This is a genomic window from Pseudomonas sp. OF001 (assembly GCF_904426495.1).
In the GTDB taxonomy this organism is placed as follows: Bacteria; Pseudomonadota; Gammaproteobacteria; order Pseudomonadales; family Pseudomonadaceae; genus Geopseudomonas.
The window spans coordinates 186,762-199,003 of record NZ_CAJGBM010000001.1 but is presented as its reverse complement, the minus strand read 5'-3'; the positions used below and the strand labels follow the sequence as shown (position 1 = coordinate 199,003).

Below are 12,242 nucleotides of genomic sequence, written 5' to 3'. Positions count from 1 at the left end.
ACGGCGGGAGAATGCGGAGGTGCCCGCCAGCGCGGGCACCCGGGGGAAAGGGGCAGCCAGAGGCCGCCCGCGGGCTCAGGCCTTCTCGGCGTACTGGGCCAGACGCTCGTCGCGCTTGAGCACGGCCAGGGTGGCGGCATGCACCTGCTCGGCGGTCACGTCGGCGGAGGTGAAGATTTCCGCGAAGTGCTCGTGGGTCACCGCGGCGAAGTGGGCACGGTCCTCGGGCTTGACCCCGAGCACCACGGCATAGGTGGTCAGGGCTTCGCCCTCGCCCTTGGCCATGTCCTCGGACAGCTCGGTCATGATGCCGCTCAGCACCAGCATCGACTTGCCGTCGTAGGTCAGGGTGCCCTTGGTGGAGCAGCCGTTGGTACCGGAGGTCATGCCGAAGGTGGCGTTGCCCGAGGTGCCGTTGGTGGTCGAGGCGACCAGATGCGACGGCAGGCCCTTTTGGCCCTCGAACAGCATGTTGCCCCAGCCGCAACCCGGACCGCCCGGAGCTTCGGCAAAGGCGTTGAGGGAGGCGACGGCGAACAGTGAGCCCAGCAGAATCCGTTTCATGATTTGTCTCTTCTTCACGTGAATGAGCGGGCCGGCATATCCGCGCCGGCCTTCCGTGAGCTTTTTGCAATAAGCCGGTCATGTCAAGGCGGATGCCCGGCACAACGTGCGGCATTTCGCTTCAGAAGCGCAGCCCCAGTTCGAGATCGAGCCGGTCGCGGTCGGCCAGTGTGCTGTAGCGGCCGCCGAAGTAGTCGGTCCAGCTCAGGCCGGCGCGCCAGCTGTCGCGGTAGTCGGCCTCGACGCCCAGGGTCAGCGCCTGGCGCCCCTCGACGAACACCGCCTCGGGCGCCGGCGAATGGCCATCGACGTCGTGGGCCCAGGACAGATGCGGCGCCAGGTCGATACCGGCGATGGCGCGCGGGTACTCCCAGCGCGCCTGCAGGCGGTAGCCCCAGGCGTCGCGGCTGGTGAAGCCGGCGTTCTCGCAGTAGCGCGTGGTCGCGCCGGCCGGCAGCGCGCAGCCGTTGGCCTGCGGGCCGGGGCCGAACAGCGGGTCGCGGCCGTGGCGCCCGTCCAGGCTGCCAGTGTGGATCCACGCCAGCTCGCCGAGCAGGGTCAGCCGGCTGGCGCCCAGCACGCCGTCGAAGGTGTGCTCCAGGCTGCTCTGCAGCTGGCTGACCGCCGCGCGGCGCCAGGCGGGCTGTGTGCCGCCGGCAGCCAGGCCGTCGCCGATGGACGGCTGCAGCGGGGCGTCGGGGCGGTGACTGAATTCGCCGCGCCAGACGCTGCCGGCGGCCAGGGTGGTGGCGAAGCTGAGGCCGTACAGACGGATGTCCTCCGGCCAGGCGAGGAAGTAGCCGTCCCCCGTCAGCCCGGCCAGCGGCAGGCGGCTGTGGTACTCGAGCAGGTAGGCGGCGAACTCGGTGGCCAGCGGTGCGTGGTGGTAGCGCAGGGCCAGGCCGTACTGGCCGCCGGCGCCGGGTTCGCGGTCGGCGCCGCGCGGCAGCGGCGCGCCCAGCGGGCGGGCCAGGGCGGTGCAGCCGTCGGCCAGGTAGTCGGCCCGGGCGAGAAAGCTGGCGCAGTCGTCCGGGGTGCTCGGCCGCCATTCCAGCGGGTAGAAGGCCTCGACGCTCAGCGCCTCGCCCAGCGCCTGCACGCCGTGCAGCAGGTTGACCGGCAGGCGGCCCTCGGCGAGCGGCGCGTCCGCACGGCGCCAGATCGCCGCGTCGAAGGGGTTGATGACGTCGATGCCGCCGGGGATCAGCACGCCCTCGCCCCAGCGCAGCACCTGGCGGCCGAGACGCAGGCGGCCGGGCTGGCCGGCGATCGCGTGGCGGTGCCAGACGAAGGCCTCCAGCCATTCGGCGCCGGCGGCCTGCGCACCGCGCGCGCCCCCGGCAGCCTCGGCCTCGGCGAACGGCCGCGCCTCGTCCATCAGTTCGAAGTCGTACCAGTAGCGCGCGCTGACGAACGCCCCGGCATTGCCGGACTTCAGCTCCAGGCCGTGCCAGCCGGCGAGGCGCTTGCTGAAGGTCTCGCCGCGCTTGAAGTTGAGCCGGCCGTCGTCGCCGCTGGCCGCCGGCGCGCGGCCGCCGTTGGCGGCGCCGATCAGCTCGCGCTCGGCATCCGCGCTGGCCCAGCGCGTGCTCAGCGTCAGTTCGGAGTCGAGCTGTCCCTCCAGCCCCCCGAGATTGAAGGGCAGCGCCTGCGCCGGCCCGGCCAGCGCGGCGGCCAGCGCGGCGGCCAGCCGCTTCCCGTTCGTCGACAACCACGCCACACCCTCTCTCCTCTGCCATTGCGCTGCGCGGGCATTATCCGACAAGCGCGGCCTGCACCGGTTGCTCGCGCCCGTCGGAAGGTTTGCAGTTCGCCGCGCAGGGTGTAGATTCATCTTTTGTGCACCGCAACAACAAAACCAACAGCGAGGAATACCCGATGTCCGAGATCGTGATCGTCAGCGCCGTCCGCACCCCGATGGGCGGCTTCCAGGGCAGCCTGGCCGCCCTTTCTGCACCGCAACTGGGCGCCGCCGCCATCCGCGCCGCAGTGCAACGCGCCGGGGTCGAGCCGGCCGAGGTCGACGAAGTGATCATGGGCTGCGTGCTGGCCGCCGGCCTCAAGCAGGGCCCGGCGCGCCAGGCGGCGCTTGCCGCCGGCCTGCCCACCGCCACCGGCTGCACCACCATCAACAAGCTGTGCGGCTCGGGCATGAAGGCGGTGATGCTGGCCCACGACCTGCTCAAGGCCGGGACCAACCGGGTGATGGTCGCCGGCGGCATGGAGAGCATGTCCAACGCACCCTACGTGCTGGACAAGGCGCGCGCCGGCCTGCGCATGGGCCATGCCGAGCTCAAGGACCACATGTTCCTCGACGGCCTGGAGGATGCGCGCAGCGGCCGGCTGATGGGCTCGTTCGCCCAGGAGACCGCCGACCAGTACGGCCTGACCCGCGAGGCGATGGACGCCTATGCCATCGAGTCGCTGCGCCGCGCCCAGGCGGCCATCGAGAGCGGCGCGCTGGACGCCGAGATCGTCCCGGTGACGGTGACCACCCGCAAGGGCGAGGTGACGGTCAAGGACGACGAGCAGCCGCTGACCGCCAGCCCGGAAAAGATCCCCGGCCTCAAGCCGGCGTTCCGCAAGGACGGCACCATCACCGCCGCCAACTCCAGCTCGATCTCCGACGGCGCCTCGGCGCTGCTGCTGATGAGCGCCGAGGAAGCCGCACGGCGCGGGCTCAAGCCGCTGGCGCGGATCGTCGGCCACGCCACCCAGAGCCAGGAGCCGGGCGAGTTCACCCTTGCGCCGGTCGGCGCCCTCGCCAAGCTGTTCGCCAGCACCGGCTGGAGCAAGGACGAGGTCGACCTGTTCGAGCTCAACGAGGCCTTCGCCATGGTCACCATGCTGGCGATCCGCGAGCACGACCTGGACCCGGCGAAGGTCAACGTCTACGGCGGCGCCTGCGCCCAGGGCCACCCGATCGGCTCCACCGGTTCGCGGATCATCGTCACCCTGCTCAATGCCCTGCGCCAGACCGGCGGCCGGCGCGGCGTCGCCGCCCTGTGCATCGGCGGCGGCGAGGCCACCGCGGTGGCGGTCGAGCTGCTGGACTGAGGGTTGCGGACGGACGCCGCGGGCTGCACGCCTGCGGCGCTTTCCGCTAGGCTGCGGCGATGACAGCGCGCCGGCTCAGGACGGCGCCCGCCCAGCCTGCAAGGACAGTCCCATGACCCGAGCCGTATTCCTCGACCATCCCTCCCTCGACCTCGGCGATCTCGACCTGGCGCCGCTGCGCGCGGTGTTCGCCGAGCTGGTGCTGCACGAACAAACCGCCCCCGGGCAGGTCGCCGAGCGCCTCGAGGGCGCGCAGGTGGCGATCAGCAACAAGGTCCGCCTGGACGCCGCCACCTTCGCCGCCTGCCCCGAGCTGAAGCTGGTGCTGATCGCTGCCACCGGCACCAACAACGTCGACCTGGCCGCCGCCCGCGCCCACGGCGTCGTCGTGTGCAACTGCCAGGGCTACGGCACGCCGTCGGTGGCCCAGCACACCCTGATGCTGCTGCTCGCCCTGGCCACCCGCCTCCCCGACTACCAGGCCGCGGTGCGCGCCGGGCGCTGGCAGCAGGCCAGCCAGTTCTGCCTGCTGGACTTCCCCATCGTCGAGCTGGAGGGCAAGACCCTCGGCCTGCTCGGCCACGGCGAGCTGGGCAGCGCGGTGGCGCAGCTGGCGCGCGCCTTCGGCATGCACGTGCTGCTCGGCCTGCTGCCCGGCCGTCCCGCCCACGACGGCCGCCTGCCGCTGGACCAGCTGCTGCCGCAGGTCGACGCGCTGACCCTGCACTGCCCGCTGACCCAGCAGACCCGCAACCTGATCGGCGCCCGCGAACTCGCTCTGATGAAGCCCGGCGCCTTCCTGGTCAACACCGCCCGCGGCGGCCTGGTCGACGAGCAGGCGCTGGCCGACGCCCTGCGCGCCGGCCACCTGGGCGGCGCGGCCACCGACGTGCTCAGCGTCGAGCCGCCGAAGGACGGCAACCCGCTGCTCGCCCCGGACGTGCCGCGCCTGATCGTCACCCCGCACAGCGCCTGGGGCAGCCGCGAGGCGCGCCAGCGCATCGTCGGCCAGCTGGCGGAGAACGCCGCGGCCTTCCTCAGGGGTGAGCCGATGCGGGTGGTGTCCTGAGCCGGGTTTGCCAGCGCCACGCGCTTTGCCTAATCTGCCCGCCCTTTTGTTCCGGAGGTGTCCATGGATCCGCGTAGCGAAGTGCTGTTGCGTCAGGCCGAACTGTTCAGCGGTCCCGTGCTGCTCGCCGGCCTGCCGGCCGACGGCCTGCTCGGCGAACTGCCCGAGGCCCATGGCTGGAGCTGGCACTGGGACGAGCACAGCGCCGTTGCCGCGCGTTACCCGGGACGCTGCCAGTTCGGCACCCAGGTGCCGGCGCAGGCGTTCGCCGGCGCCGTGCTGTTCCTGCCCAAGTCGCGCGAGCTGACCGACTACCTGCTCGCCGCGCTGGCCGCACGCTTCCCCGGCGCGCCGCTGTGGCTGGTCGGCGAGAAGCGCGCCGGCATCGAGCGCGCGGCGAAGCAGCTGGAGCCGTTCGGCCGCCCGCGCAAACTGGACAGCGCGCGCCACTGCCAGCTGTGGCAGGTGACGGTGGACCAGGCACCGGCGGCGCCGAAGCTGGAGACGCTCGCCCGCCGCTACCCGGTGGCCACGATGGATGGCGAGCTGCAGGTGGTCAGCCTGCCCGGGGTGTTCAGCCACGGCCGCCTGGACGTCGGCTCGCGCCTGCTGCTCGAGCACCTGGGCAACCTGCCGCAGGGCGAAGTGCTCGACTTCGGCTGCGGCGCCGGGGTACTCGGCGCCGCGCTGCAGCGCCACTATCCGGACAGCCGGCTGCACCTGCTGGACGTCGACGCCTTCGCGGTGGCCAGCAGCCGCCTGACCCTGGCCGCCAACGGCCTGCAGGCCGAGGTGCAGGCCGGCCGCGGCATCATGGATGCCCCGGCCGGCCTGGCCGCCATCGTCAGCAACCCGCCGTTCCACCAGGGCGTGCACACCGACTACCAGGCCACCGAGCAGCTGCTGCGCGACGCCGCCCGCCACCTGCGCCCCGGCGGCGAGCTGCGCCTGGTGGCCAACAGCTTCCTCAGGTACGCGCCGCTGATCGAGCAGCACCTCGGCCCCTGCACGGTGCTGGCCGAACGCGACGGCTTCCGCGTGTATTCGGCGCGCCGCGCGTGACGGGATGGTGCGCATGGCGCACCCTACGGGAAGCACCAGCGCCTGCGTAGGGTGCGCCATGCGCACCGACACTCCGCCGATCCCTTGTCTCTCCCGCCGCCCTTGGGCACAATGCGCGCCGTCCTGAGGGAGTAGTCTGCCGCCGAGCGATTCGGTGGCGTGCGCGTCAACACACTTGGTCCGCAGACCATGGCGCGCACGACCCGCACCGGCCAGCCCGGCGCCGCGGTTCGACAAGACTCATGACACTCACAGCCGACCCGGGGCGGGCAGGCCGTGCGTGTCATGCCGTCGTTGTCCCGCCCCTCTGGAATGTCCGATGGAAGCCCTGCAATCCCTGTTCGTCCCCACCGGCCTGGTGGCCCTCGCCGAGATCGGCGACAAGACCCAGCTGCTCGCCCTGCTCCTCGCCGCCCGCTTCCGCCGGCCCTGGCCGATCATCTGGGGCATCCTGGTCGCCACCGTGGCCAACCACTTCGCCGCCGGCGCCATCGGCAAGTGGGTCGCCTCCTTCTTCAGCGAAGCCACCCTGAGCTGGATCCTCGCCGCCAGCTTCCTCGCCGTGGCCGCCTGGATGCTGGTGCCGGACCACATCGACGAGGAGGAGGAAGCCTCGCACTTCAAGCGCTTTGGTCCGTTCCTCACCACCCTGGTCGCCTTCTTCATCGCCGAGATGGGCGACAAGACGCAGATCGCCACGGTGATGCTGGCCGCCCAGTACGAGTACTTCTGGCTGGTGGTCGCCGGCACCACCCTCGGCATGCTGATCGCCAACGTGCCGGTGGTGCTGGCCGCGCACTTCTCCGCCGACAAGCTGCCGATGACGCTGATCCACCGCATCTCCGCGCTGTGCTTCGTCGCCCTGGCCCTGTACGCCGCCTGGAACGCCGCCAAACTGAGCGGCTGGCTGGGCTGACCGGCCCGCGGGCCGGGACTTCCACCTCCGTCCGATAGCCGTTCACCGGCAAACGGCTTACCCTCTTATGAAGTGGGGAAATATAACGGAGTAGAAGAATGTCCCGGCTCGCGCGCGTTCCGCTGTTCACCGCCTGGCGCCAGGCCCTGCGCGCCGGCTACGACCGCCGCGCCCTGCGCGGCGACATCCTCGCCGGCCTCACCGTCGGCATCATCGCCATCCCGCTGGCCATGGCGCTGGCCATCGCCGTGGGCGCGCCGCCGCAGCATGGCCTGTACACCGTGCTGATCGCCGCGCCGCTGATCGCACTGACCGGCGGCTCGCGCTTCAACATCTCCGGCCCCACCGCCGCCTTCGTGGTGATCCTGCTGCCCATCGTCCAGCAGCACGGCCTCTCCGGCCTGCTGCTGTGCAGCATGCTCGCCGGCCTGATCCTGATCAGTCTCGGCCTGCTCAAGGCCGGCCGGCTGATCCAGTTCGTGCCCTACCCGGTGACCCTCGGCTTCACCGCCGGCATCGGCGTGGTCATCGCCGGCCTGCAGCTCAAGGACGCCCTCGGCCTGACGGTGACCGGCAGCGCCGCGCACTTCCCCGAGCAGATGTACGACCTGGCGCTGGCCCTGCCCACCGCGCACCTCGGTGACGCGCTGGTCGCCGCCGTCACCCTCGGCGTGCTGATCGCCTGGCCGCGCCTGGTGCCGAAGGTCCCCGGCCACCTCGCCGCGCTGGCGGTCGGCACCCTGCTCGGCCTCTTGCTGGAGCTGGCCGGCCTCGGCGTCGCCACCCTCGGCGAGCGCTTCAGCTACAGCCTCGATGGCGTGACCCACCCGGGCATCCCGCCCTACCTGCCGGGCTTCGCCCTGCCCTGGCAGTTGCCGGACGCCGCGCCGCTGAGTCTCGCGCTGGTCCGCGAGCTGCTGGCCCCGGCGATGGCCATCGCCATGCTCGGCGCCATCGAGTCGCTGCTCTGCGCAGTGGTCGCCGACGGCATGACCGGCAGCAAGCACGATCCCAACGGCGAGCTGATCGGCCAGGGCCTGGGCAACCTGATCGCCCCGCTGTTCGGCGGCATCACCGCCACCGCGGCGATCGCCCGCAGCGCCGCCAGCGTGCGCGCCGGCGCCTTCTCGCCGCTGGCGGCGATCATCCATGCCGGCGTGGTGCTCGCCGCCATGCTGCTGCTGGCGCCGCTGTTCAGCTACCTGCCGATGGCCGCGCTGGCCGCGCTGCTCTTGATGGTGGCGTGGAACATGGCCGAGGCGCCGCACGTGGTGCACACCCTGCGCATCGCCCCGCGCAGCGACGTGCTGGTGCTGCTCACCTGCCTGGTGCTGACCGTGGCCTTCGACATGGTGCTGGCGGTGGGCGCCGGCCTGCTGCTGGCCGCCGGCCTGTTCATCCGCCAGATGAGCGCGCTGACCGACGCGGCGCCGCTGCCGCGGCACTTCCACCAGGCGCTCGGCGACCTGCCCGAGCACGTGGCGGCCTACGCGATCCGCGGCCCGCTGTTCTTCGGCGCGGCGGAGAAGGCGCTGAACACCCTGCGCCGCTTCACCCCGGGGGTGAAGGTGGTGATCGTCGACCTCAGCGCGGTGCCGCTGCTGGACATGACCGCGCTGGCGGCGCTGGACACCGTGCTGCGCGACTTCCGCCACCACGGCGTCGGCCTGATCTTCAGCGGCACCAGCTCGCGGGTGCGCCTGCAGCTGCGCCGCGCCGGCATCCACCTGCACAGCCACCAGTTGGCCTACGTGCACGACCTCGACCAGGCGCGCGGCAAGGCGCTGAGGTGGCTGGCGGAGAAGGAGCAAGCGGCGGGCACCACCGCGCCAGCGTAAGGAGCAGTAGGCGGTGAGGGAGCGTAGGGTGCGCCATGCGCACCTGCGCCGTTGCGGTGCGCGCGGCGCACCCTACGCGGCCGCCAGGGGCCAGCCCCCACGAAAGGCAATCACATGCCCTTGACCGCGTAGATCCCCGGCGCGTTGCGCCAGTAGCCCTTGTAGTCCATGCCGTAGCCGAAGATGTAGCGATCGACGCAGGGCAGGCCGACGTAGCTGGCGTCCATGTCCGGGCTCGCCTTGCGGTCGTGCTCCTTGTCGATCAGCACCGCGGTGTGCACCGCGCGAGCGCCGGCGTGCTTGCAGTAGTCGACGATGGCGGCCAGGGTGTGGCCCTCGTCGAAGATGTCGTCGACGATCAGCACGTCGCGGTCGATCAGCGACATTTCCGGCTTGGCCTTCCAGAACAGCTCGCCGCCGCTGGTCTCGCCGCGGTAGCGGGTGGCGTGCAGGTAGGAGACCTCCAGCGGGAAGTCGAGCAGCGGCAGCAGCTTGCCGGCGAAGATCAGCCCGCCGTTCATCACGCAGAACACCAGCGGATTGCGCTCGGCGAGGTCGGTGCCGATCTGTCCGGCCATCCGCGCGATGGCGGCGTCCAGTTGCTCGGCGGTGTACAGGCAGTCGGCTTCCGCCATCACCTGGCGGATATGGGCGAGATCGACGGACATGGCAGGTCTCCGAAGGTGGGCCCGGACGGGCAAAGGGGCGAAAGGTACCGGCCAGCCGGCCGGCCGGCAAGCCTCGGACGGCCGCCAGTGCGCCGGCACTCGGCCGCCGGCGGCGGATGCTTTACTCTATGCCATCCCTGCCCGCCTGCCGCCGGAGAGCCTGCCCATGCCCGTGCACGAGATTCGTCACCCGCTGATCCGCCACAAGCTCGGCCTGATGCGCCGCGCCGACATCAGCACGAAGAATTTCCGCGAGCTGGCCCAGGAACTCGGCGCCCTGCTGACCTACGAGGCCACCCAGGACCTGCCGCTGGAGGACCAGACCATCGAGGGCTGGTGCGGCGCGGTCCAGGTCGAGCGCATCGCCGGCAAGAAGATCACCGTGGTGCCGATCCTGCGCGCCGGCATCGGCATGCTCGACGGCGTGCTCAGCCTGATCCCCAGCGCCAAGGTCAGCGTCATCGGCCTGGCGCGCAACGAGGAGACCCTCGAGGCGCAGACCTACCTGGAGAAGCTGGTGCCGGAGATCGACCGCCGCCTGGCGATGATCGTCGATCCGATGCTGGCCACCGGCGGCTCGCTGATCGCCACCATCGACATGCTGAAGAAGGCCGGCTGCCGGGAGATCCGCGCCCTGGTGCTGGTCGCCGCGCCGGAAGGCATCGCCGCGGTGGCCGCGGCGCACCCGGAGGTGCGCATCTACACCGCCTCGATCGACGAGCGCCTCAACGAGCACGGCTACATCATTCCCGGCCTGGGCGATGCCGGCGACAAGATCTTCGGCACCCGGCAGAAGGACGCCTGAGCCGCTCTGCGGTATCGTGGCGCTCCTCACCAAGCCGCTGGCCGGCACCCCAAGGCTCCCGATGGACAAGACGCAAAGCATGACCGACGCCTCCCGCCCCACCCACAAGCCGCGCCCGCTGGTCGACCTGGCGGTGAGCATCCTGCTGCCCTCGCTGGTGCTGATGAAACTGAGCAGCCCCGAGCGCCTCGGCGCCGACGGCGCGCTGGCGCTGGCCCTGGCCTTCCCGCTGGGCTGGGGCGCCTTCGAGCTGCTGCGCTACCGCAAGTTCAACTTCATCGCCCTGCTGGGCCTGGCCAGCGTGCTGCTCACCGGCGGCATCGGCCTGCTGCAGCTGGACAGCCGCTGGCTGGCGGTCAAGGAGGCGACCATCCCCGGCATCATCGGCCTGGCCGTGCTGTTCTCCACCCGCACCAGCAAGCCGCTGATCTACAGCCTGCTGTACAACAGGAACGTGCTCGACGTGGAACGCATCCAGCAGCAGCTGGATGCGCGCGGGCAGACCGCCGCCTTCGAGCGGCGCCTGCTCAAGGCCACCTGGTGGCTGAGCGGCACCTTCTTCTTCTCCGCGGCGATGAACTACATCCTCGCCCGCTGGCTGGTCACCAGCCCGGCCGGCAGCGAGGCGTTCAACGCCGAGCTGGCGCACATGAACCTGCTCAGCTACCCGATGATCGCCATCCCCTCGATGCTGATGATGATGGCGATCCTCTACTACCTGTGGCGCACCATCCACGACCTCACCGGGCTGAGCCTGGAGGAGATCATGGCGGCGCATCACCGCGACAAGCACTGAAATCGACGGAGCGGCGCCCATTCGGCGCCGCTCTCGCATAGAATGCGCGGCCGTTTTTTCCGGAGCCGCTTCCCATGACCCTCGCCTCGCCTGCCCGCGCCTGCGGCATCGACTTCGGCACCTCCAACTCCACCGTCGGCTGGCTGCGGCCCGGTCAGGGCAACCTGATCGCCCTGGAAGACGGCAAGGACACCCTGCCCTCGGTGCTGTTCTTCAACTTCGAGGAGCAGCGCCCGGCGTTCGGCCGCCAGGCGCTGGGCGAATACCTGGACGGCTACGAGGGGCGCCTGATGCGCTCGCTGAAGAGCCTGCTCGGCTCGCCGCTGCTGGGCAGCGCCACCACCGTGCTGGGCAGCGCCCTGCCGTTCACCCAGATCCTCGGCCTGTTCCTCGGCGAGCTGAAGCAGCGTGCCGAGGCCGAGGCCGGCCGGCCGTTCGAGCAGGTGGTGCTGGGCCGCCCGGTGTTCTTCGTCGACGACGACCCCGCCGCCGACCGCGAGGCCGCCGACACCCTGATGCAGGTGGCCCGCGACCTGGGCTTCAGGGACATCTCCTTCCAGTACGAGCCGATCGCCGCGGCCTTCGACTACGAGGCCGGCATCGACCGCGAGGAACTGGTGCTGATCGTCGACATCGGCGGCGGCACCTCGGACTTCTCGCTGGTGCGTCTCTCGCCCGCGCGCCGCGCCCTGGCCGAGCGCCAGGACGACATCCTCGCCACCGGCGGCGTGCACATCGGCGGCACCGACTTCGACCGCCAGCTCAGCCTGGCCGGGGTGATGCCGCTGTTCGGCTACGGCAGCCGGATGAAGAGCGACGCGCTGATGCCGACCAGCCACCACATCAACCTGGCCACCTGGCACACCATCAACGCGGTCTACGCGCAGAAGTCCCGGATCGCCCTGGAAAGCATGCGCTACGACATCCAGGACCCGACCGGCATCGACCGCCTGCTGCGCCTGATCGAACAGCGCGCCGGCCACTGGCTGGCCATCGAGGTGGAGGACAGCAAGATCGCCCTCACCGAGCAGGCCAGCCGCACCATCGATTTCACCCGGGTCGAGGCGGGACTGGCCGCCACCCTGACCCGGCCGCTGTTCGAGGAGTCCATCGCCACCTCGCTGGCGCGCATCGACGCCGGCATCGACCGCCTGCTGGCGGACGCCGGGGTGAGTGCCGAACAGGTCGACACCCTGTTCTTCACCGGCGGCTCCAGCGGCATCCCGGCCCTGCGCGCGAGCGTCGCCGCCCTGCTGCCCAATGCCCGACCGGTCGAAGGCAACCGCTTCGGCGGCATCGGCAGCGGTCTGGCCATCGAGGCGCACAAGCGCTACGGTTGAGCCTGGAAACCTCGACCATTGGCCGCTGGGCGAAATCCGGTGCTCCCACTAGAATGCGAACCCAGCCACAAAACCGCCAGCCGCCGGTCCGAATCGGACTGCGCGGCAGGACAGTTCGACGAACACC

11 protein-coding genes are annotated in these 12,242 nt (G+C 71.1%); 8 read left to right on the top strand and 3 right to left on the bottom strand.

Translation table 11 applies throughout. The features are described from left to right. Positions 1–75: 75 nt before the first annotated feature. Positions 76–564: a DUF3015 domain-containing protein gene (locus RA210_RS00845; RefSeq protein WP_201485102.1), complete on the bottom strand. Its 489-nt coding sequence runs from the start codon at positions 562–564 to the stop codon at positions 76–78. Positions 565–685: 121 nt separating this feature from the next. Beyond that, positions 686–2,275, bottom strand: coding sequence for a DUF1302 domain-containing protein (locus tag RA210_RS00840; protein ID WP_442963351.1), 1,590 nt, complete (start codon positions 2,273–2,275; stop codon positions 686–688). Positions 2,276–2,442: 167 nt separating this feature from the next. Here RA210_RS00840 and RA210_RS00835 point away from each other — a divergent pair, with 167 nt between their 5' ends. From RA210_RS00835 to dauA, 5 genes are all read left to right on the top strand, one after another. Next, positions 2,443–3,621, top strand: a complete 1,179-nt coding sequence (locus RA210_RS00835; protein WP_201485100.1) for an acetyl-CoA C-acyltransferase — start codon at positions 2,443–2,445, stop codon at positions 3,619–3,621. 112 nt (positions 3,622–3,733) lie between these two features. After that, the gene (locus RA210_RS00830) at positions 3,734–4,690 is read left to right on the top strand and encodes a 2-hydroxyacid dehydrogenase (RefSeq protein WP_201485099.1); all 957 of its coding nucleotides are present in this window, start codon (positions 3,734–3,736) and stop codon (positions 4,688–4,690) included. Between the two features lie 63 nt (positions 4,691–4,753). After that, complete coding sequence (locus RA210_RS00825; protein ID WP_201485098.1) at positions 4,754–5,752, top strand: class I SAM-dependent methyltransferase; 999 nt, start codon at positions 4,754–4,756, stop codon at positions 5,750–5,752. A gap of 328 nt (positions 5,753–6,080) precedes the next feature. Then, entirely contained in the window at positions 6,081–6,668 is a 588-nt protein-coding gene (locus RA210_RS00820) for a TMEM165/GDT1 family protein (RefSeq protein WP_201485266.1), read from the top strand. Positions 6,669–6,766: 98 nt separating this feature from the next. Beyond that, a complete protein-coding gene (gene dauA / locus RA210_RS00815; RefSeq protein WP_201485097.1) occupies positions 6,767–8,506 on the top strand; it encodes a C4-dicarboxylic acid transporter DauA in 1,740 nt (579 codons plus the stop codon). A 110-nt stretch (positions 8,507–8,616) separates the two neighbouring features. Here dauA and RA210_RS00810 read toward each other — a convergent pair whose 3' ends face one another. Next, positions 8,617–9,174 carry a hypoxanthine-guanine phosphoribosyltransferase gene (locus RA210_RS00810; protein WP_136490510.1) on the bottom strand — a complete coding sequence of 186 codons (558 nt, stop codon included), beginning with the start codon at positions 9,172–9,174 and terminating at the stop codon, positions 8,617–8,619. Positions 9,175–9,340: 166 nt separating this feature from the next. On the opposite strand from RA210_RS00810, the gene upp reads away from it, so the two are divergent. From upp to RA210_RS00795, 3 genes are all read left to right on the top strand, one after another. Then, positions 9,341–9,979: a uracil phosphoribosyltransferase gene (gene upp, locus RA210_RS00805; RefSeq protein WP_201485096.1), complete on the top strand. Its 639-nt coding sequence runs from the start codon at positions 9,341–9,343 to the stop codon at positions 9,977–9,979. 79 nt (positions 9,980–10,058) lie between these two features. Further along, positions 10,059–10,775: a VC0807 family protein gene (locus RA210_RS00800; RefSeq protein ID WP_178084073.1), complete on the top strand. Its 717-nt coding sequence runs from the start codon at positions 10,059–10,061 to the stop codon at positions 10,773–10,775. A gap of 74 nt (positions 10,776–10,849) precedes the next feature. Beyond that, positions 10,850–12,115, top strand: a complete 1,266-nt coding sequence (locus RA210_RS00795) for an Hsp70 family protein (protein ID WP_136490507.1) — start codon at positions 10,850–10,852, stop codon at positions 12,113–12,115. The last annotated feature ends 127 nt before the right edge of the window (positions 12,116–12,242 follow it).